18 protein-coding genes are annotated in these 19672 nt (G+C 72.7%); 10 read left to right on the top strand and 8 right to left on the bottom strand.

The window, feature by feature from the left end:
- Nucleotides 1-150 precede the first annotated feature (150 nt).
- A complete protein-coding gene (locus MF672_RS47185) occupies nt 151-2823 on the top strand; it encodes a cellulose binding domain-containing protein (protein WP_302893416.1) in 2673 nt (890 codons plus the stop codon).
- Between the two features lie 173 nt (nt 2824-2996).
- Nucleotides 2997-3494: a CAP family protein gene (locus tag MF672_RS47180; RefSeq protein WP_242373783.1), complete on the top strand. Its 498-nt coding sequence runs from the start codon at nt 2997-2999 to the stop codon at nt 3492-3494.
- Nucleotides 3495-3526: 32 nt separating this feature from the next.
- On the opposite strand, the gene MF672_RS47175 is transcribed toward MF672_RS47180, so the two are convergent.
- The gene (locus tag MF672_RS47175) at nt 3527-4090 is read right to left on the bottom strand and encodes an ArsR/SmtB family transcription factor (RefSeq protein WP_242373782.1); all 564 of its coding nucleotides are present in this window, start codon (nt 4088-4090) and stop codon (nt 3527-3529) included.
- 80 nt (nt 4091-4170) lie between these two features.
- On the opposite strand from MF672_RS47175, the gene MF672_RS51695 reads away from it, so the two are divergent.
- A complete protein-coding gene (locus MF672_RS51695; RefSeq protein WP_302893415.1) occupies nt 4171-5604 on the top strand; it encodes an alpha/beta hydrolase family protein in 1434 nt (477 codons plus the stop codon).
- On the opposite strand, the gene MF672_RS47160 is transcribed toward MF672_RS51695, so the two are convergent.
- Both MF672_RS47160 and MF672_RS47155 read right to left on the bottom strand, forming a co-directional pair.
- Nucleotides 5601-6224, bottom strand: a complete 624-nt coding sequence (locus MF672_RS47160) for a hypothetical protein (RefSeq protein WP_242373781.1) — start codon at nt 6222-6224, stop codon at nt 5601-5603. The genes MF672_RS51695 and MF672_RS47160 overlap by 4 nt on opposite strands.
- Complete coding sequence (locus tag MF672_RS47155) at nt 6221-6772, bottom strand: RNA polymerase sigma factor (RefSeq protein ID WP_242373780.1); 552 nt, start codon at nt 6770-6772, stop codon at nt 6221-6223. The genes MF672_RS47160 and MF672_RS47155 overlap by 4 nt, the downstream gene beginning before the upstream one ends.
- A gap of 120 nt (nt 6773-6892) precedes the next feature.
- Here MF672_RS47155 and MF672_RS47150 point away from each other — a divergent pair, with 120 nt between their 5' ends.
- Genes MF672_RS47150 through MF672_RS51690 form a run of 3 tightly spaced genes read left to right on the top strand, consistent with a single transcriptional unit; the run spans nt 6893 to nt 8026 of the window.
- The gene (locus tag MF672_RS47150; protein WP_242373779.1) at nt 6893-7378 is read left to right on the top strand and encodes a CAP domain-containing protein; all 486 of its coding nucleotides are present in this window, start codon (nt 6893-6895) and stop codon (nt 7376-7378) included.
- Nucleotides 7379-7419: 41 nt separating this feature from the next.
- Nucleotides 7420-7872: a hypothetical protein gene (locus MF672_RS47145; RefSeq protein ID WP_242373778.1), complete on the top strand. Its 453-nt coding sequence runs from the start codon at nt 7420-7422 to the stop codon at nt 7870-7872.
- 22 nt (nt 7873-7894) lie between these two features.
- Nucleotides 7895-8026: a hypothetical protein gene (locus tag MF672_RS51690; RefSeq protein WP_302893414.1), complete on the top strand. Its 132-nt coding sequence runs from the start codon at nt 7895-7897 to the stop codon at nt 8024-8026.
- Between the two features lie 7 nt (nt 8027-8033).
- Here MF672_RS51690 and MF672_RS47140 read toward each other — a convergent pair whose 3' ends face one another.
- Complete coding sequence (locus MF672_RS47140) at nt 8034-9029, bottom strand: helix-turn-helix domain-containing protein (RefSeq protein WP_242373777.1); 996 nt, start codon at nt 9027-9029, stop codon at nt 8034-8036.
- Between the two features lie 180 nt (nt 9030-9209).
- Here MF672_RS47140 and MF672_RS47135 point away from each other — a divergent pair, with 180 nt between their 5' ends.
- Nucleotides 9210-9761 carry a YjfA family protein gene (locus tag MF672_RS47135; RefSeq protein ID WP_242373776.1) on the top strand — a complete coding sequence of 184 codons (552 nt, stop codon included), beginning with the start codon at nt 9210-9212 and terminating at the stop codon, nt 9759-9761.
- A gap of 39 nt (nt 9762-9800) precedes the next feature.
- On the opposite strand, the gene MF672_RS47130 is transcribed toward MF672_RS47135, so the two are convergent.
- From MF672_RS47130 to MF672_RS47115, 4 genes are all read right to left on the bottom strand, one after another.
- Nucleotides 9801-10364 carry a DsbA family protein gene (locus MF672_RS47130; RefSeq protein WP_242373775.1) on the bottom strand — a complete coding sequence of 188 codons (564 nt, stop codon included), beginning with the start codon at nt 10362-10364 and terminating at the stop codon, nt 9801-9803.
- Between the two features lie 401 nt (nt 10365-10765).
- On the bottom strand, nt 10766-11677 hold the full coding sequence (locus MF672_RS47125) for a carbohydrate ABC transporter permease (protein ID WP_242373774.1): 912 nt from the start codon (nt 11675-11677) through the stop codon (nt 10766-10768).
- Nucleotides 11674-12642 (bottom strand): ABC transporter permease, encoded by a 969-nt coding sequence (locus MF672_RS47120; protein ID WP_407654819.1) that lies wholly within the window; start codon nt 12640-12642, stop codon nt 11674-11676. The genes MF672_RS47125 and MF672_RS47120 overlap by 4 nt, the downstream gene beginning before the upstream one ends.
- 10 nt (nt 12643-12652) lie before the next feature.
- Nucleotides 12653-14293: an extracellular solute-binding protein gene (locus tag MF672_RS47115; protein WP_242373773.1), complete on the bottom strand. Its 1641-nt coding sequence runs from the start codon at nt 14291-14293 to the stop codon at nt 12653-12655.
- A 200-nt stretch (nt 14294-14493) separates the two neighbouring features.
- Between MF672_RS47115 and MF672_RS47110 the strand changes: the two genes are divergently transcribed.
- From MF672_RS47110 to MF672_RS47100, 3 genes are all read left to right on the top strand, one after another.
- The gene (locus tag MF672_RS47110; protein WP_242373772.1) at nt 14494-15720 is read left to right on the top strand and encodes an ROK family transcriptional regulator; all 1227 of its coding nucleotides are present in this window, start codon (nt 14494-14496) and stop codon (nt 15718-15720) included.
- Between the two features lie 99 nt (nt 15721-15819).
- Nucleotides 15820-18585: a glycoside hydrolase family 3 protein gene (locus MF672_RS47105; RefSeq protein WP_242373771.1), complete on the top strand. Its 2766-nt coding sequence runs from the start codon at nt 15820-15822 to the stop codon at nt 18583-18585.
- Nucleotides 18582-19586, top strand: coding sequence for a LacI family DNA-binding transcriptional regulator (locus MF672_RS47100; protein WP_242373770.1), 1005 nt, complete (start codon nt 18582-18584; stop codon nt 19584-19586). Before MF672_RS47105 ends, MF672_RS47100 begins: the two co-directional genes overlap by 4 nt.
- The last annotated feature ends 86 nt before the right edge of the window (nt 19587-19672 follow it).

Below are 19672 nucleotides of genomic sequence, written 5' to 3'. Positions count from 1 at the left end.
TGACCTTCGGCGCGGGCGTGTGTGAGCCTCTTGGGGAAGCTCATGCGCGAAGGCGCGGCGACGGTCAGGGTCTCGCACTCTGCTCGTGCATGGCGGTCATCAGAAGCCTTGGGGCCGCCCTCCGGCGTGCCCGGAAAGGGAGAGCCGCGCATGCGAAGAAGGTTATTGGCCCTGCTGGCGACGGCCGCCGTCCTGCTGGTGGCGGCCGTGGTCCGGATGACGCCGGTCGCGGCGGTCGCCTCCGATCCGTACGCGTACAAGAACGTGCGCATCGACGGCGGCGGCTTCGTGCCGGGGATCGTGTTCAACCCCACCGAGCGCAACCTCATCTACGCCCGCACCGACATCGGCGGCGCCTACCGGTGGAACCAGTCCACCAAGTCGTGGACCCCGCTGCTCGACTGGGTCGGCTGGGACAACTGGGGCTACAACGGCGTGATCAGCCTCGCCACCGACCCCGTCCAGACCAACCGCGTGTACGCCGCCGCCGGCATGTACACCAATAGCTGGGACCCCAACAACGGCGCCATCCTGCGCTCCACCGACAAGGGCGACACCTGGCAGGTCACGCCGCTGCCGTTCAAGCTCGGCGGCAACATGCCCGGCCGCGGCATGGGCGAGGCGCTGTCCGTCGACCCGAACGACAACCGCGTCCTCTACTTCGGCACGCCCAACGGCAACGGCCTGTGGCGCAGCACCGACTACGGCGCCACCTGGGCCAAGGTCGCCTCCTTCCCCAACCCGGGCAACTACGCCCAGGACCCCAACGACGCCAACGGCTACCTGAGCCACCGCCCCGGCGTCGTCTGGGTCACCTACGACAAGCGCTCCTCCGCCTCCGGCACCGCCACCAAGACCATCTACGTGGGCGTCGCCGACAAGGAGAACACCGTCTACCGCACCACCGACGGCGGCGCCACCTGGTCGCGCCTGGCCGGCCAGCCCACCGGCTACATCGCCCACAAGGGCGTGCTCGACACCGTCAACGGCTACCTGTACATCGCCACCAGCGACACCGGAGGCCCGTACGACGGGGCCAAGGGCGACGTGTGGCGCTACGCCACCGCCACCGGCGCCTGGACCCAGATCAGCCCCGTCCCGTCGTCCTCCAGCGACGACTACTTCGGCTACAGCGGCCTCACCCTCGACCGGCAGAAGCCCGGCACGCTCATGGTCGCCACCCAGATCTCCTGGTGGCCGGACGTCATCTTCTTCCGCTCGACGGACTCCGGCGCCACCTGGACGCGGGTCTGGGACTGGACCTCCTACCCGAACCGCAGCTTCCGCTACAAGATGGACATCACCGAGGACCCCTGGCTGACCTTCGGCACGAACCCGCAGCCGCCCGAGGTCACGCCCAAGCTCGGCTGGATGACGGAGTCGCTGGAGATCGACCCGTTCGACTCCAACCGCATGATGTACGGCACCGGCGCCACCGTGTACGGCACCGAGAACCTCACCCAGTGGGACGCGGGCGGCCAGTTCACCATCAAGCCCATGGCCAGGGGGCTGGAGGAGACCGCCGTCCTCGACCTGATCAGCCCGCCGAGCGGCGCCCCGCTGATCAGCGGCCTCGGCGACATCGCCGGCTTCCGGCACGCGAACCTGGACGCCGTACCGCCGATGATGTTCACGCAACCCCTGTTCACCTCGACCACCAGCCTCGACTACGCCGAGAAGAACCCGTCCGTCATGGTCAGGGCCGGCAGCTTCACCGACGCCGACCGCCCGAACGACAGCCACGTCGCCTTCTCCACGGACGGCGGCGCGAACTGGTTCCAGGGCACGGAGCCGGGCGGCGTCAACGAGGGCGGCACGGTCGCCGCCGCCGCCGACGGCTCCCGCTTCGTGTGGGCCCCGAAGGGCGTCACGCCGGTCTACTCGGTCGGCTACGGCAACTCCTGGCAGACCGCCTCCGGCCTGCCGACGGACGCCGTCGTCGAGTCCGACCGGGTCAACGCGGCCAAGTTCTACGGCCTGAGCGGCGGCCGCCTCTACCTCAGCACCAACGGCGGCGCCACCTTCACCGCCACCGCCGCCACCGGCCTGCCGACCAGCGGCAAGTTCAAGGCGGTGCCCGGCGTCGAGGGCGACCTGTGGCTGGCCGGCGACGGCGGCCTCTGGCACTCCACCAACAGCGGCGCCTCCTTCACCAAGGTCAGCGGCGTCACCAAGTCGGTGAACGTCGGCTTCGGCAAGGCCGCGCCCGGCGCGACGTACGCGGCGGTCTACACGGTCGCCACGATCGACAACGTCACCGGCCTCTACCGCTCCGACAACGGCGGGGCGAGCTGGCTGCGCATCAACGACGACAAGCACCAGTGGGGCAACATGGGCGAGGCGCTGACCGGCGACCCGCGCGTGTACGGCCGGGTGTACGTGGGGACGAACGGCCGCGGCATCATCTACGGCGACCGCACCGGCCCGCCCATCACCGTCACCCCGACCGTCACCCCCACGGTCACCCCCACGGTCACCCCCACCGTGACCCCGACCGTCACCCCCACGGTCACCCCCACCACCGGCACCGGTTGCACCGCCACGTACAAGCCGGGCAACAGCTGGCCCGGCGGCTTCGGCGCCGAGGTCTCGGTCCAGAACACCGGCTCCGCGTCCATCTCGGGCTGGAAGGTCACCTGGACCTGGCCCGCCGACCAGAAGGTCACCTCCCTCTGGAACGGCACCGTGTCCCAGTCCGGCGCGAACGTGACCGTGACGAACGCGAGCTACAACGGCGCCCTGGCCGCGAACGCCACCACCTCGTTCGGCTTCAACGGCTCCGGCGCCGCCGCCACCCCCACCCTCGCCTGCGCCCCCGCCTGACCCAGCAGGCGGGCTTCCCATCACCCGATGCCCGACGCGCGCGAGAGGGCTTCCCGGCCCTCTCGCGCTCTCCCGGTCCGCGCCGCCCCGTGTCCGCAACCGGACGTTGACGCACGGTAGGCGAGGGAGCACGCTCCAGGAGTCCCCACTCCTTTCACGACGAGGTGATCGTGATGGCCGGAACCCGTCCCGCCCTGCCGGACGCCACCACCGACAGCTTCCTGTCGGAGGCGCTCAGCGAGGCCAACGCCTACCGGGCCAAGCACCACGCACCACCGCTCACCATGGACGCCAAGCTCGTCGAGTACGCCAAGTCCCGGGCGGCGTCCCGCTCCGAGTACGAGAAGCTGTCCGCGGGCCACGACGGCCTGCGCGACGGGACCGGCGAGAACATCTACTGGGGAGCCGGTTCCGCCGGCCAGCCGAAGACCGCCGCCGACGCCGTCACGAGCTGGTACAACGAGATCACCAACTACAACTGGGACGACCCGCCCGGCGACTTCGCCAGGACCGGCCACTTCAGCCAGCTCGTCTGGAAGGGCACGACCAGGGTCGGCGCGGCCCGCGTGGCGGGTCAGGGCACCGACTACTACGAGACGTACATCGTCTTCGTGTTCGAGCCGCCCGGCAACTACGAGGGGCAGTACCGGGAGAACGTCCTGAAGGCCTGATCCGCCGGGCTTCCCGCGGGCGGGGACGGGGCTCAGTCCTCGTCCGCGGGGAGGGTGAACAGACGGACGTGGACGGGGCGGGCGCCGGGCGGGGCCTCGTCGGCGCGGCGGCTGTAGCGCAGGAGCAGGGCGATGTACTCGTCGTAGAAGGCGTCCAGGTCCTCCTTGGTCATGCGGGCCAGCCCGCGCGAGCCCTTCGCCCAGCCGGGGTCGGCGCGGTAGGCGGCGGGGAAGCGGTCGAACAGCCGGCGGTCCTCCTCGTAGCCGACGCGGTGGAACTCCTCCAGCACCGGCCGGTCCTCGGGGGCCACCTGGTCGGGGGTGGGCAGGCGCATGTCGCGGGGCAGCTCGGCGCGGCGCCACCAGCGCTCGCGACCCGACGAGCGCTCGGGGATCTCCTCGATGAAGCCGTACTTCTCCAGCTGCCGCAGGTGGTAGCTGGTGGTGCCGGTCTTCGCGCCGAGCAGCTCGCCGAGCGTGGTGGAGGTGGCGGGGCCGTGCACGTTGAGGTGGGTCAGCATGCGGCGGCGCATCGGGTGCGCCAGCGCCTTGAGCCGGTCGGGGTCGTCGAGCACGAACGGCTCCTCGTCCTTCATGAGGATCAGGCTAGTCCTTCAGAACGATATCTGCAGAGAATCGTTTGCCGACAACTCTCTGCAGAGTAGTGTCTGCGGACATGAAGATACTGTGGGCGGCGGCCGTGGCCGTCGTGCTCCTGCTGCTGACGGGCGGGCCGGCGGTCGCCGCCGCGCCTCCGGCCCTCCCCGAGGGCTTGACCTCGACCGAAGTGAGCTTCCGCGGCGACGGGAACCTGCTGCTGCACGGGAGTGTGATCAACCAGGCCGGGGCGGGGGACGGGCGGGCCGGGGTGGTGCTCGTGCACGGGGCCGGCACCGGCACCCCGCGGGAGAAGCTGCTGCCGGAGGCCGTCGCGTTCGCCCGGCAGGGCCTGGCCGTGCTCGTCTACGACAAGCGTTCGCAGGGCTACTCGACGTTCCAGCGGTCGTACGGACAGCTCGCCACGGACGCCCTCGGAGCCGTCGAGACCCTGCGCCGGCAGCCCGGCGTCGACCCCGGCAAGGTCGGCATCCTGGGCCTCAGCGAAGGCGGATGGGTGGCCCCGCTCGCCGCCTCCCGCTCCACCGGCATCGCCTTCGTCATCGTCGTCGGCGCCAACGCCCTGATCCCGCTGCGCCAGCAGACCTGGGCGGTCGCGGCCGGGCTGCGCAAGGCGGGCGTGCGCGGGTCGCTCGTGGACCGGGCCGAGCCCACCCTGTACCGGGTGATCGCGGACGGCGGGCTGTTCCCCGAGCCGTACCACGACCCGCTGCCGGTCCTCGCCCGGCTGCGGCAGCCCGTGCTCGCCATCTGGGGCACGAACGACCTGCTCACGCCGCCCAGGGAGACGCCGCCGATCTTCGCCGCCGCGCTGGAGCGGGGCGGGAACCGCCGCTACACGTTCCGCTTCTTCGACGGGGCCGACCACGCGGCGCACGCGACGCCCGACGGCGGGGTCACCCGGCTGCCGGAGCTCGCGCCCGGCTACGCGGAGCTGGTGGGCACGTGGACCGGCCAGGCCACCACGGGACGCGCTCCCGTGGCCCGGATCGAGGGGCCCGCGCCGGTGCAGGCCGACGACAGCGTGGGGGTGCCGCCTCCCGCGTGGTGGGAGTCGGCCGGGGTGCAGCTCGCGGCGCTGGTGGTGTTCCTGGTGGCGTTCGGCGGGTATCCGGTGGTCGCCCTGGCCCGGCGGCTGCGGCGAAGGAGGGCCGCCGGGGTGGTGGCGCCGGTGCGGGCCGCGCGGCTGGTCAGCGCCGGTGGGCTGACGGTCGTGCTGGGCGGGTTCGGTTACCTGTGCTACGTGGTCCTGACCGGCGGCAAGCTGGCCGCGCCCGGGCCGCTGCTGGCCGGGCGGCCGGTCGTCTGGCTGGCGCTCCAGGCCGTCGCGGTCCTGACGATCGCGGCCACCGTGGTCACGGCGGTCACGGCCACCCGCCGCCGCCGCGGGCAGGACGCCGCCCGCGGCGAGCGGATCCGGCTCGGGGTCCTGGTCGCGGGCGGCGCGGTGTTCGTGCCGTGGGCCCTGTACTGGGGGCTCCTGCTTCCCTAGCTGCCGGCGGGCGGTCGGCCGGCCGGGCCGCCCAGGTCGTTCCAGCCGGGGTCGGCCTCCAGGACGCACGGCTGGACCGGGCCCTCCACCACCAGCGCCTTGAACTGCCACAACACGCGCGGCTTGGCAGGCCCGGACGTCTGGTCGGCGTTCTCGGTGAACTCCATCACCAGCGTCTGCCCGGGCTTGACGTACGCGGGCGAGAGGTCGACCCCCGCGCCGGCCGGTCTGGCGGCCCGGTAGGAGACCGACGTGCGCCAGTCCTCCGGGGTCGTCGGCTCCTCGCCGCCGACGATCCGCCCTCGGTCGCCCCGGCAGCGGGTGCCGGGACGCAGGTAGGTGACGTCGGCCGTGACCCCGGCCCGCGCCAGGTCCCGCTCCAGCTTGTCGGCGTCCCTGAACTCGTTGACCTCGACCCGGACGGTGCCGTCCGGGTTCTTGCTCACCGCGTACGCGGGCGGCTGCGCGCCCGTCACCAGCGGCAGCGCGATCGCCCCCACGGCGGCCACCCCGGCCACCGCCGCGCCCGCCAGCAGACGGCGGGTGGTGCGGCGGGCACGCTGGGCGCGCGCGGAGATTTCGGCCTTGAGATCCATCAGCAACTGCTCCTCGAATGTCATCGGGTGATTCCTTCCAGGACGAAGGGCAGTTTCCGCAGCGTCTTGCGGGCGCGGTGCAGCCGTACCATGGCGGTGCCCGAGCGGATGCCGAGCGCCTCCGCCGCCTCGGTCACGGTGAGCTGCTCCAGCACGACCAGCTCCAGGACCGCGCGTTCCCCGTCGGGCAGGTCCGCCATCGCCTCGAACGCCCGCCTGGCGGGCCGCTCGGCGTCGATGCGCTCCTCCAGCCTGGCCAGGTCGTCCTGGTCGAGCGGACGCCGGCCGCTGACGCGGTGGGTGAGCTGCGACTGCTTCAGCGCCCGCCGCCGCTCGGCCGACAACGTGTTCCGCGCCACCCCGTACAGCCAGGCGATCTCGCTGCCCCGGCCGGGACGGTAGGTGTGCGCCGAGTCGAGCACCGCCAGGAACACGTCCGCCACCAGGTCGGCGACCGTGTGCGGGTCGTCGGCGCGGCGGGCCAGGAACCGGGTGACCGCGTCCACGTGCTGCCGGTAGAAGGCTTCGAACGCCGCGGGGTCCGTGGCGAGCTTCGCCCGTTTGAGACGCACCGGCCATGCTCCCTTCGTCGATCTACACCCGTACTTGGAGAGAACAGGCCAAAGCCTTACAAGGTTGACCGCCGCGAGACCCCGGCGCACGATCGGGTGGTCTCTCCCAACGAGGTGATCGTGTTGGCCGGAACCCGCATCGCCCTCCCCGACGCCACCGACCTCGCCTTCCTCGCCGAGGCGCTGAGCGAGGCCAACGCCTACCGGGCCAAGCACTACGCGCCGCGGCTGGTCATGGACCCCGAGCTGGTCGCGTACGCCAGGCTGCGGGCCGCGTCCTGGTCGGAGCACCAGACGCCGGGCCCGGTCCGCGACGGGACCGGCGAGAACGTCTACTGGGGCGCCAGCTCCGGCACGCCCCGCACCGCCTCCGAGGCCGTCGTCGCCTGGTACGACCAGGTCGTCCACTACGACTGGGCCGACCCGCCCGGCGACCCCGCCCGCACCGCGCACTTCAGCCGCCTGGTGTGGAAGGAGAGCACGCGGGTGGGCGCGGGCCGGGTGGCCGGGCAGGGCCCGCTGCACTACGAGACGTACGTGGTGTTCGTCCTCCAGCCGCCGGGCAACGTCCCCGGGCGGTACGCGCAGAACGTCCTGCACACCTGACACCGGGCGTAGCCGGGGGACGCCCGGGTAGCTGCCGGGCCATGCACACGCTCACGAAGGGCCTGATCGCGGGCGCCGCCGGGACCGCCGCGCTCAACGCCGTCAGCTACCTCGACATGGCGATCCGCGCCCGCCCCGCCAGCAGCACCCCGCAGCGGGCCGTGGACAAGCTCACCCACCTCGCCGACGTGGACCTGGGCGACAGCGAGCGGGCCGGCAACCGCAAGGAGGCGCTGGGCGCGCTGCTCGGCTACGGCACCGGGGCCGCGGCGGCGCTCTGCTACGGGCTCGCCGCCGAGCGGTGGCGGCCGTCGTGGCCGGTCGGCGTGCTGGCGCTCACGGCGCTCGCGATGACCGGCTCCAACGCCCCGCTCACCCTGCTCGGCACCACCGACCCGCGCACGTGGTCGGCGACCGACTGGATCTCGGACGTGCTCCCGCACCTGGCGTACGGGGCCACGGCGTACGCGGCGTACCGGCTGCTGAGGTCCTGACAGGCCGGGCACCCGGCTGTACGTGCCGCGCGTCGCCCGCTCCGACTACTGGGCCGGCCCCTCGTACGCGGCCCCGCGCCGCTTCTGCGCCACCACCGGCCTGCCGGTCAGCCGCGACGGCGAGGTGGCCGCCGAGGACGTCTTCACCGGCTGACGGCGGCTCACCAGGTGACCTCGTCGATGCCGACGGTCACCGGGTCGTCGGTCTCGGCGTAGAGCTGCACGCCGATCGCGTGCAGCTCGTCCATCCGCGGGACGGTCCAGGTGAAGGACGTCCAGCCGCGGGCGGCCGGCAGCCTGGTCTCCGTGTCGGGGTTCTCCGGCGCGAACACCGTCCTGGAGGCCGCGTCCATGGCGAAGAACCGGACGCCGGCGCCCGGCTGGGCGCCTGGCACCCAGAGCCAGGTGGTCACCTTCATGCCGGGCCTCAGCCCGGTCAGGCCGTGGGTGGTGCCGACGGCCGAGTAGCCCCGCGCGGACGTGGCGCCCGTCACCTTGACCAGCACGGCCCGCCTGCCGTGGTGCGCGACCGCCGAGGTGACCTCGCTCCTCGCGACCTGCGAGCCCCAGAAGACCGACCAGCGCTCGCCGGGCCGCTCGAAGTCCATCATGACGACGGACGTGGCGGCCGCGGCAGGGGCCGGGGCCGGGGGCTGCGTGGGCTGCGTGGGCCGCGTCGATTCCGGAGACGGCCGGGACGCCGCCACCACCGCCGTCATCACCATCGTCGTCACCGCCACCGCGGCCACTGCCACCGCGGCCACCGCCACGGCCGCCGCCGCGATGACGACCCCGCGCGTGGGCCCCCTCCGGCGGCGCGAAGGCCCGGCGTCGCCCGCGGTGCCGTGCGCCTCCTCCCGCGCCGCCGCCGGCGGCGGGTCCTGGAGCAGCCGGGCCGCCTCGACCTGCCCGCGATCGGCCAGCGCCGCGTCCCGCAGGCGCAGCAGCTCCCCGTCCGGCACGCCGAGCGCCCGCTCCACGGACGTGAGGAGGTCCAGCGGAGGCAGCCGCCTGCCGTGCTCGTAGTCGACCAGGGTCCCGTGACCGGTGAGCCCGACCGCGCGGGCCAGCGCCCGCAGCGACAGGCCCCGCGCCAGCCGGTGCGCCCGGATCGCGGCGCCGAGCCGGCGTGCCGCGTCGTCGCCGTTCCCGCTCACGTGTCGCCCCTCCGCTGGTCCGCGCCTGGTCCGCGTCCGGTCCGCGTCCGGTCCGGCCTTGGTCCCAGGGTGGTCCACGCCGTTCCGCCCGGGCAAGGGCCGCGGTTAGCGTCCAGGAGCCGGCCTCGCGATCCCGCGGCCGTCGCCGGCTCCCGTTCCCCTCTCCTCCGGAGGATTCCTGTGCGTCTGCGTCCGATGCCGGCCGTCCTGGCCGCGCTGACCCTGGTCCTGCTCCCTTGCTCGCCCGCGAACGCCGCCCCCGAACCGCCGCGCGACAAGCTGATCCGTACGGTGCCCTGCTACCGGACGGGCTGCGACGGCAAGGACCCGGTCGCCACCGGCTGCACGGCGAACGCCTGGACCGTCCAGCACGGGGGAGTGCCCGTCCGCGCCCGCGCCTTCGGCGGCTACGTCGAGCTGCGGTACGGGCCGGGCGAGCTGGTCAACGACCTCATGAGGGGCAGGGCGCGCACCTGCCAGGTCAACTGGGCGCGCTTCGTCGCGCGGGGCCAGGGCGCCGGCTACGTCGTGTGGGTGGAGCGGGAGTCCCGGATCGACGGGGACGAACCGGACTGGAGGCTGACGCGGTACTCGGGCGGCGACTTCGGCACCGGCGTCAGCTACTCCGACGAGGTCTACGCGCCGGACGAGCGGGCACGAGCGTGCGTCGCCCCTTCCGGCCGCGGCGGAACCGCGCGACCGGCCGGCGCGATCTGCACCGCGCTGGTCTGAACTCCGTCCAGCCGTCCAGCCGCCCGGCCGTCCGGCGGTTCACCGGAGCGACGCGCGCACCGCCAGCCGGATCGTCTCCGGGTTCGCCGGCACCGGCGAGCCCGCGACGAACACGGTCGGCGTCGCGCTGACGCCCCGCTCGACGGCCAAGGCGGTCACGTACCCTGCCCAGTCCAGGTAGGCGCCGGACCGTACGCAGGCCCCGAAGCCCTCCTCGTCCAGCCCGGCCGCGCGGCGTCCCAGCTCGATGAGCTGGTCGTCGCCGAGCCCCGGGCCGCCCTCCGGCGGCTGCTCGGCGAACAGCGCGCGGGCGTACGCGGCGAACCGCCCCTGGTCGGCGGCGCAGGCGGAGGCGGCGGCGGCCCGGGTGGAGTAGCGGGTGGTGGACAGCTCGTCCAGGAACGCCATCGGGTGGCGGACCAGGCTGATGGCCCCGGCGTCGACCAGCTCGTCGAGCAGCGGGGCCGCGGTCTGCTCGAACAACCGGCAGAACGGGCACAGGAAGTCCTCGTAGGCGTCCACGGTGACGGGCCCGGCCCCGACGACGATCCCGTCGCCCAGCTCCGACGCCCCGCTCGGCACCTTGCGTGTCGGACTGTTCATGGCTCCCCCTTCTCACGTCCCTCCCCCCCTACCCGGCCCCCGGGACGGCTTTCTCCGTGGACGGTCAAGCCTCGGAATCGGCCGCACCGGCCGCCCAGGCGGATCCGGCGGCGCTGTGTCCGGCAACACAGCGGCTTTACCTCGCGCCGCGAATGATGACGGTAGGCACGACCGAAGGGGGTTGGAACGCCATGCGTACCACCGTTGACCTGCGTCGATCCGTCCGTCCGGCCCCGCGCGCGCTGACCGTCGCCCTCCCCGTGACCGCCGGGCGGCCGGGCGCGGGCGGCCCCGGCGGCTTACGCCACGGCTGAACCGGCAGGCGGGCGACCGCCGCCGGTCCTGGCCGCCCAGGGCGTCGCGCCGGCCCTGGGCGGACCGGGCGGCCCGGGCGGACCGGTTCAGCCCTTGATGGCGCCGACGATCACGCCCTTGGTGAAGTGGCGCTGCACGAACGGGTAGATGATCAGGGCGGGCACCACCGCGATCACCACGATCGCCATCTTGATCGCCAGTGTGGGCGGCGCGTCCCCGGTCACCCCGGCGGTGGCCGCCGGCAGCGGGTTCGAGTCGACCACGTACTGCCGCAGGATCAGCGCCAGCGGCCACCTGCGGGTGTCGTCGATGTACAACATGGCGTTGAACCAGGCGTTCCAGTAGCCCACCGCGTAGAACATCGCGACCACCGCCGTCACCGCCTTCGACATCGGCAGCACGATCCGCCACAGCACGCGGAACTCGCTCGCGCCGTCGATGCGGGCGCTGTCCAGCACCTCGCCGGGGATGTTCATGAAGAACGACCGCAGCACCACCACGTTGAACGCCGACACGGCGGTCGGCAGGATCAGCGACCAGTAGCTGTCCTTCAGCCCCAGCCCGCTCACCATCAGGTAGACGGGGATGATGCCGGGGAAGAAGACGAACATCAGCAGGACGCTGAACAGCAGCGGGCGGTGCAGGAACGAGCCGGGGCGCGACAGCGAGTACGCCCCCAGCACGCTCACCGCGGTGCTGATCAGCGTCCCGGCCACGGTCACCCCCGTGCTCACCAGCACGGCCCTGCTCACCACGGTGTCGGAGAAGATCTGGCGGTAGGCCTCCAGGGTGAGGCCGTCCGGGACGAGCACCAGGCCGCCCGCGCGGTTGACGGTCGCGGCCGAGCTGAGGCTGGTCAGCACGATCGTGTAGAGCGGCCCGAGCACGGCGAGGACGATCAGCGTCACCGCCGCGCCCTTGCCGGCCTGCCCGACCGGCGAGGGCCGCTCCTCCCAGGGGGCGAGCTTCGCGGGCTTGCCGCGCGACAGTACGGTCATGATCGCGTATACACCCCTCGCTCGCCGAACGCGTGCGCCACCCGGTTGGCCGCCAGGATCAGCAGCAGCCCGACCAGCCCCTTGAAGAGCCCGGCCGCCGCCCCGTACCCCAGGTCGCCGGTACGCAGCCCGGACCAGTACACGAACGTGTCGAACACCTCCGACGCCTGGCTGCCCACCGCGCTCCGTTGCAGCATGAACTGCTCGAAGCCGACGTTGAGCGCGTCGCCGAGCCGCAGGATCAGCAGCAGCACGATCACCGGGCGGAGGCCGGGCAGCGTGATGTGCCACATGCGCCGCCACCGGCGGGCCCCGTCCACGGCGGCGGCCTCGTACAGGTTGGGGTCGATGGTGCTGAGCGCGGCCAGGAAGATGATCGCGCCCCAGCCGGCGTCCTTCCAGATGGTCTGGGTGGTGATGAGCAGGATGAACGTGTCGGAGTTCGTCATCCAGTCCACGCCCTGGTGGCCGTGCTCGCGCAGGAGCTGGGCCAGCAGCCCGGCCCCGCCGAACATCTGCTGGAAGACGGCCACGACCAGCACCCACGAGAAGAAGTACGGCATGTAGACCACGCCCTGCACGAACGCCCGCAGCCGCGCCGAGACGATGCTGTGCAGCAGCAGCGCCAGCATGATCGGCACGGGGAAGTAGAACACGAGCTGGAACGCCGTGATCGACAGCGTGTTGAGCATGGCGCGCAGGAACTGGGGGTCCTGGAAGAGCAGCGCGAAGTTGGTGAAGCCGATGACCGGGCTGTCCAGGATGCCGCCGGTGTAGGGGTTGTAGTCCTGGAAGGCGATGACGTTGCCGAGCGCCGGGATCCACCAGAAGGCGAGCACCAGCAGCAACATCGGCAGGTTCATCACCAGCAGCGGCCAGTCCCTGCGGAGCTTGTCGCGCCAGGTGAGCTTCTGCGGCACGGCGGGTTCGCGCAGCCGTGCCGGGGAGGCGGTCACCACGCCCACGCCGGGCCCCTCACAGCCGCCCGTTCTCGCGCGCGACCTTCATGTAGAACTCGCGCGCCTCGTTGCCGCCCTGCTCCTGCCACTCCTTGACGATCTTCGGCCACTCCGACACCGGGCGCTTGCCGCGGAAGATCTCCTGCATCTTGTCCTCGGTGGGGGTGACCAGGCCCGCCATCTTGGACGGCGTCTCGACCCTGATGCCCACGAACGGGTCGTTCTCCAGCAGCTTGGCGGCCTGCGTCTCCCAGTCGTACAGGGCCTGGACCAGGCCCTCGTACTGGCTCTTCTCGTTGGCGTTGGGGCGGCCGGACAGGAACATGTACGTCGGCGCGACCTCCTTGCGGCCGAGCGCGGTCTGCTTGATCTTGCCGTCCTCGACCGTGTAGTGCTTGCCCTCGACGCCGTTGAAGACCAGCTCGTACTCCTGGGTGCCGAAGGGCGCGGAGGTCCAGTTGGCCAGCGCGAGCAGCTCGCGGGTGCGGGCGTCGCCGAGGCCCTTCTTGATGAAGGCGAACATGCTGGCGGGCTCGTTGCGCCACATGATGACCTTGCCGCCGGGGGTGGCGGGGTAGGGGGCGACGATCTGCTGGTCGAACTTGGGGTTGTCGGGCTGGAAGCGGCCCAGGTTCTCGTGCCAGGAGCCGAGGCCGTCCCGGTAGACGACCATCTGGCCGCTGCCGAAGATGCCTTTGTTGTCGGCGTCCTTGTTGGCCACGATGTCGGGGTGCACCCAGCCGCCGGCGAAGAGCTTGGTCATGAACTCGATGGAGGCGGCCCACTCGGCGGTCTCGTACTTGTACTCGAGGGTGCCGTCGGCCTTCTTGCGCCACTCGCGGGGCGCGCCGAAGGCCCGCTGCATCTCCTGCTCCATGCCGCCGCCGAAGGCCCAGCGCTTCTTCTTGGCGTCGGTGATGGCCTTGCCGAGCGCGAGCAGGTCGTCGCCGCTCCTCGGCTGCTCCAGGCCGAGGTCCTTGAGGATGTCCTGGCGGACGAAGGTGGCGAACGGGAACGGGTCGTTCTGCCAGGGGATGCCCTGGAGGAGGCCGCCGAAGACGCTGTACTGCCAGGCGGCGGTGTCGTAGTTGGCGAGGAGCGGGAACTCCTTGGCCTTGTCCCCGGCGAGGTAGGGCGACAGGTCGGCGAAGAGCTTGTTGGCGGCCTCGGTGAAGTGCGCGATCTTGATGAGCTCCCACTGCGGCACGCACACCATGTCGGGGACGTCGCCGCTGGCCAGCAGGGTGGAGAGCTTCTGCCCGTAGGTGTTGCCGTCGGAGATGTTGAAGCGGACGACGCCGCCGAGGCGCTCGTTGACGATGTCGTAGTAGGAGTTGCTGCCGAGGCCGGGCGGCACGGTGCCCCACAGCGGGGTCATCGCGGTCACCTCCTTGCCGCTGGTCAGCGGCTTGGTGGTGACGGCCTGGGCCATGGTGGCCGGGCGGGTCAGGAAGCCGGGCGCGACGAACTCGCCGCCGGGCAGGTCGGGCCGGAGCCCGGGGATCTCGAACGGGACCCGCGTCGGCACCAGGCTCTTCAGCTTGTCGGCGGCGACGGCGGTGCCTTTCGAGGCCGTCTGCTTCTCCGCGCAGCCGGCGACCAAGATGCTGGCGCCGACGAGGCCGAGGAACCCGCGGCGTGTGGTGGTGGGTGGCATGGCTCGCCCCTTCGTACGGACGGGAGGGCCCGGTGGGAATCAGCCGGTGGGAATCAGCCGGAAAAGTTAGTTGGTATTCCGACCAAACAAATTAGTAGACTGTGAGCGCGGCCACAAGGGACCGGAGCGGTCACAGGTTGGTGAAGGAGGCCCACGATGCGGCATGCTTGGGTCATCTCTTGGCGGGAACGGGGCTGATTTTGATCACTTCTACGACCGGCCCGCAGCCGGCCGACTTCGCCGACGTACGGGCCACCAACCTCGCGGTCGTGCTGCGTTTCGTCCGCGAGCACGCGCCCTGCTCGCGCGCCGACATCGCGGCCTCCACCGGGCTCAACAAGGCGACCGTGTCGAGCCTGGTCGCCGACCTCATCGACCGCCGCCTGGTCCGCGAGACCGGTCTCACCGAGAACCGCGTCGGTCGGCCCGCCACGATGCTCGTCCTCGACGGCTCCCCGTACGCCGCCATCGGAGTGCAGATCAACGTCGACCACGTCTCGGCCGTCGCCACCGACCTCGCGGGGGAGCGGCTGCTCACCTGGCGGCGCTCGTTCGCGGCCGGCGACTCGGTCAACCAGGACGTGGCCGGCGTCGGCGCGATCGTGCGGCGGGTGGTCAGCCGCATGGCCAAGGAGGAGCGCCAGGTGCTCGGCCTCGCCGTGGCCGTGCCGGGGCTGGTCGACGTGCAGGGCACCGTCCGCCTGGCCCCCAACCTCGGCTGGCGTGACGCCGACCTCGGCGGCGACCTCGCCAAGGCACTGCGCGACCCCGGCTTCCCCATCCAGGTGGACAACGACGCCAACCTCGCCGCGCTCGCCGAGCAGCGGTTCGGCGCGCACGCCGGGGCCGCCGACCTGGTCTACCTGACCGGCGAGCTGGGCGTCGGCGCGGGCATCATCCTCGACGGGCGGCTCCGGCGCGGCGGCCTCGGCTACAGCGGCCAGTTCGGCCACGTGCAGCTCGACCCCGACGGCCCGGAGTGCCACTGCGGCCGGCGCGGCTGCCTGGAGGCGATGGCCGGCGTCGGCGCGGTGCTGCGCAGGGCCCCCTCCCCGGCCGGCGTGCCGCCCGCCGAGATCCAGATGGAGATCGAGGAGGTCGTCCGGCTGGCCGGCGCGGGCGATCCCGGCACGCTCACGACGCTGGAGACGACCGGGCGCAACCTGGGCCGGGGCGTGTCCGTCCTGGCCAACCTGCTCGACCCCGAGGTGATCGTCCTCGGCGGTCACTACGTGCCGCTCGCGCCGTGGCTGCTGCCCGCCGTGCACGCCGAGCTGGCCGATCGGGTGATCGCGCCCGACGCGGGAGGATGCCAGGTCGTGGCCTCGACGCTGGGCCAGGACGCGGCGGCGCTCGGCGGCGCGGCCCGGGTGCTCGACTCCGTCGACTCGGGAAGATTGCCCGGAGGATTGTCGCGAATCCCTTGACCTTGGTCACGCGGAAGTGCACCCTTCAGTCAACCCACCGAAACGTCCGCGTAACTTCCCCAGGCCGGTCGTCGAAGCGCTTCGACACTCTCTCGAGGGATGACCATGCACGAACCCCCCTTCCGCGACCCCTCGGCCCCCCTGGCCGACCGGATCGACGACCTGGTGCGCAGGCTCACCCTGACGGAGAAGGTCGGCCTGCTGCACCAGTACCAGGCCCCGGTCGAGCGGCTGGGGCTCGGCCCGTTCCGCACCGGCACCGAGGCGCTGCACGGCCTGGCGTGGCTCGGCCCGGCCACCGTCTTCCCGCAGGCCGTCGGGCTGGCCTCCACCTGGGACCTCGACCTCGTCCGCCGCGTCGGCGAGGCCACCGGCGAGGAGGTCGTGGCCTTCCACCGCAAGGACCCGTCCGGGGCGGGGCTCAACGTCTGGGCCCCCGTGGTCAACCCGCTGCGCGACCCCCGCTGGGGACGCAACGAGGAGGGCTACTCCGAGGACCCCTGGCTGACCGGCGTCATGGGCGCGGCCTACGCCCACGGCCTCCGTGGGAGCGCTCCCGAAAGGCTGCGGACCGCCCCCACGCTCAAGCACTTCCTCGCCTACAACAACGAGACCGACCGCTGCACCACCTCCAGCGGCGTGCCGCCGCGCGTGCTGCACGAGTACGAGCTGCCCGCCTTCCGCCCGGCCATCGAGCAGGGCGCGGCCGTGGCCGTCATGCCCTCCTACAACCTGGTCAACGGCCGGCCCGCGCACCTCAGCCCGCTGATCAACCAGCTCTTACGCGCCTGGGCGCCGGACGACCTGCTGGTCGTCAGCGACGCCTACGCGCCGGGCAACCTCACCGGCACCCAGGGCTACCACGACACGCCGGCCGAGGCGTACGCGCACGCCGTCAAGGCCGGCCTGGACAGCTTCACCCAGGACGACGACCGCTCCGCCGCCACCCTCGGTCACCTGCGCGACGCCCTCGGCCAGGGGCTGCTGAGCGAGGCCGACGTGGACGCGGCCGTGCGGCACGTGCTGTCGATCCGCTTCCGGCTCGGCGAGTTCGACCCGGCGGCGCCGTGCACGGCGGACGGCGTGGTCAACTGCCCCGAGCACCAGGCGCTGGCCAGGGAGGCCGCCCGCCGCTCGATCGTGCTGCTGAAGAACGACGGCCTGCTGCCGCTGTCCGGCCGGCCGCGCGTCGCGGTCATCGGGCAGCTCGGCGACACACTCATGGAGGACTGGTACAGCGGCACCCTGCCCTACTCCGTCACCGCCCGCGCCGGGCTGGCCGAGCGCGGCGAGACGGTGTTCTGCGAGGCCGTGGACCGGGTGACGTTCACCGCGGACGCCGGGCCGGTCAGCGCCGACCCCGGCGGCGGGCCGCTCAGCGCGGGGGCGGCCGAGGCGGGGGCGTTCGACCTGTTCGACTGGGGCGGCGGGGCGTACGCGCTGCGCTCGGTCACCACCGGCCGGTTCGTCTCGGTGGACGGCGGCACCCTGGTCAACGACCAGCCCGGCCCGAACGGGTGGGAGGTGCGCGAGACGTTCCGGATGGAGGAGCGCCCGCGCGGCACGCTCGCCCTGCGCCACATCTCGACCGGCTGCTACGTCGGCGCCGCCGCGGACGGCGTGCTGCGCCTGGTGGACGACGCCGACCAGGCCGTCTGGCTGGCCATGGACGTGGTCAGGAGCGGCGTCGAGCAGGCCGCCCGGCTGGCCGCGACGGCCGACGTGGCCGTGGTCGTGGTCGGCGACCACCCGCTGGTCAACGGCCGCGAGACCGAGGACCGTCTGACCCTCGCCCTCGCCCCCGCCCAGAACGCCGTGCTCACCGCCGTCCGCAAGGCCAACGCCCGCACCGTCATGGTCATCACCAGCGGCTACCCGCTCACCTGGACCGACGACGAGGTGCCCGCGGTGTTGTGGTCGGCGCACGGCGGCCAGGAGTACGGCCACGCCCTGGCCGAGGTGCTGTTCGGCGACGCCGACCCCGAGGGCCGCCTCACCCAGACCTGGTACCGCTCCGAGCAGGAGCTGCCCGACCTGCTCGACTACGACATCATCGCCTCCGACGCCACGTACCTGTACTTCCGCGGCACCCCGCTGCACCCCTTCGGCCACGGCCTCAGCTACACCACCTTCGACTACGCGGACCTGCGGGTCTCGGTCGAGGACGACACCGTGACCGCGCGGGTCACCGTCACCAACACCGGCGAGCGGCCCGGGGTCGAGGTCGTGCAGTTCTACACCCACCAGCAGCGCTCCCGCGTCAAGCAGCCGCTGCGCCGCCTGCGCGGCTTCGAGAAGGTGCGCCTGGAGCCGGGCGAGAGCCGCCTCGTCACGCTCGCCCTGCCGGTCGCCGAGCTGGCCTTCTGGGACGTCACCCGCGCCCGCTTCGTCGTGGAGCGCGCGCCGCACCGGCTCATGGTCGGGCGCAGCGCCACCGACCTGCGGCTGAGCGCCCGGTTCGAGGTCGCGGGCGAGGTCATCCCGCCCCAGCGCGGGCCGCTGCGCGCCGCCGCGCACGACGAGTACGACGCCGTCACGTTCGTGGCCGAGACCCGCGAGGACGGCGACGCGGTGCGCTCCGACGCCGAGGGCGCCTGGATCGCGTTCCGCGAGGTGGACCTGACCGGCGTGACGAGCTGCGCGGCCACGGCCGGCAGCGCCGAGGGCGGCATGATCACCGTCCGCCGCGGCGACCCCCTCTACGGCGAGGTGCTCGCGACGTTCCCCGTCCCGCGGACGGGCCGCTACGAGCATCACACCGTCACGTCATCCCTTGCGCCCGCCGAAGGGGTGCACGATCTTTATGTGGTGTTCGAGAACGACGGCGTGACCCTGGTCCGGCTCGACCTCGGAGCCGGGGCTTGAGCCGGCGCACGGTCACGATCTCCGAGGTCGCCAAGCACGCCGGCGTGGCGGTCAGCACGGTGTCGTACGTGCTGAGCGGCAAGCGCACGATCTCGGCCGACACCCGCCGGCGCGTGCTCGACAGCATCAGCGCGCTCGGCTACCACCCGAACGCCGGGGCCCGCGCCCTGGCCAGCAAGCGCTCCAACGTGATCGCGCTGGTGCTGCCGCTGCGCGCCGGCATGCACGTGCCCGTGCTGATGCGCTTCGCCAGCGCGGTCGTCACCGCCGCCCGCCGCTTCGACCACGACGTGCTGCTGCTGACCGCCGACGAGGGCACGGCCGGGATCCGGCGGGTGGCGGCCAGCGCCCTGGTGGACGCGCTGGTCCTCATGGACGTCGAGCTGGACGACCGCCGCGTCCCGCTGCTGCGCGAGCTGGCCGAGCCGAGCGTGCTCATCGGCTTCCCCGCCCGCCCCGCCGGGCTGACCTGCGTGGACCTCGACTTCCGCGCGGCCGGCGCGCGCTGCGTCGAGCACCTGGCCGAGCGCGGCCACCAGGAGATCGCGCTGCTCGGCGCGCCCTCGGTCGTCTACGACCGGGGCACCGGCTTCGCCACCCGCACCCGCGACGGCTTCACGGCCGCGCTGGCCGGTCACGGGCTGAAGGGCGTGGCGCTGCCCTGCGAGGAGACCTTCGACGAGGTCTACGAGAGCGTGCGCGACCTGCTGCTCGACCGCCCGGCGCTGTCCGGCCTGGTGGTGCACAACGAGGCCGCGGTCGGCCACGTGCTGGCCGCGCTGCGCCAGCTCGGCCGCCGGGTGCCGCAGGACGTCGCCGTGGTGGCCATCTGCCCGGACGACGTGGCCGAGCGCGCCAGCCCGCCGCTCACCTCGGTGCTGATCCCGGCCGAGGAGGTGGGCCGGGAGGCGGTGCGGCTGGTCATGGACAAGCTGGAGGGCCGTGACGTCCCCGACTCGACGTTGCTGGCCCCGCTGCTGGCCGTGCGCAGCAGCACGTAAGCCAAACGTGCTCCCGCTCCACGTTCGGCCAAGGCTGCGCCGACGCAGGTAAAACCTGTCCGATATCTCGCCGTATGTGGTTGGGT

Source organism: Actinomadura luzonensis, assembly GCF_022664455.2.
Taxonomy (GTDB): Bacteria; Actinomycetota; Actinomycetes; order Streptosporangiales; family Streptosporangiaceae; genus Nonomuraea; species Nonomuraea luzonensis.
This window is presented reverse-complemented; position numbering and strand designations above follow the sequence as displayed.

Bases quoted from the DNA above. Each gene is read 5' to 3' on its own strand.
- MF672_RS47185 (WP_302893416.1), top strand. From the start codon at position 151: ATGCGAAGAAGGTTATTGGCCCTGCTGGCGACGGCCGCCGTCCTGCTG.
- MF672_RS47180 (WP_242373783.1), top strand. From the start codon at position 2,997: ATGGCCGGAACCCGTCCCGCCCTGCCGGACGCCACCACCGACAGCTTC.
- MF672_RS47175 (WP_242373782.1), bottom strand. From the start codon at position 4,090: ATGAAGGACGAGGAGCCGTTCGTGCTCGACGACCCCGACCGGCTCAAG.
- MF672_RS51695 (WP_302893415.1), top strand. From the start codon at position 4,171: ATGAAGATACTGTGGGCGGCGGCCGTGGCCGTCGTGCTCCTGCTGCTG.
- MF672_RS47160 (WP_242373781.1), bottom strand. From the start codon at position 6,224: ATGACATTCGAGGAGCAGTTGCTGATGGATCTCAAGGCCGAAATCTCC.
- MF672_RS47145 (WP_242373778.1), top strand. From the start codon at position 7,420: ATGCACACGCTCACGAAGGGCCTGATCGCGGGCGCCGCCGGGACCGCC.
- MF672_RS47130 (WP_242373775.1), bottom strand. From the start codon at position 10,364: ATGAACAGTCCGACACGCAAGGTGCCGAGCGGGGCGTCGGAGCTGGGC.
- MF672_RS47125 (WP_242373774.1), bottom strand. From the start codon at position 11,677: ATGACCGTACTGTCGCGCGGCAAGCCCGCGAAGCTCGCCCCCTGGGAG.
- MF672_RS47115 (WP_242373773.1), bottom strand. From the start codon at position 14,293: ATGCCACCCACCACCACACGCCGCGGGTTCCTCGGCCTCGTCGGCGCC.
- MF672_RS47105 (WP_242373771.1), top strand. From the start codon at position 15,820: ATGACCATGCACGAACCCCCCTTCCGCGACCCCTCGGCCCCCCTGGCC.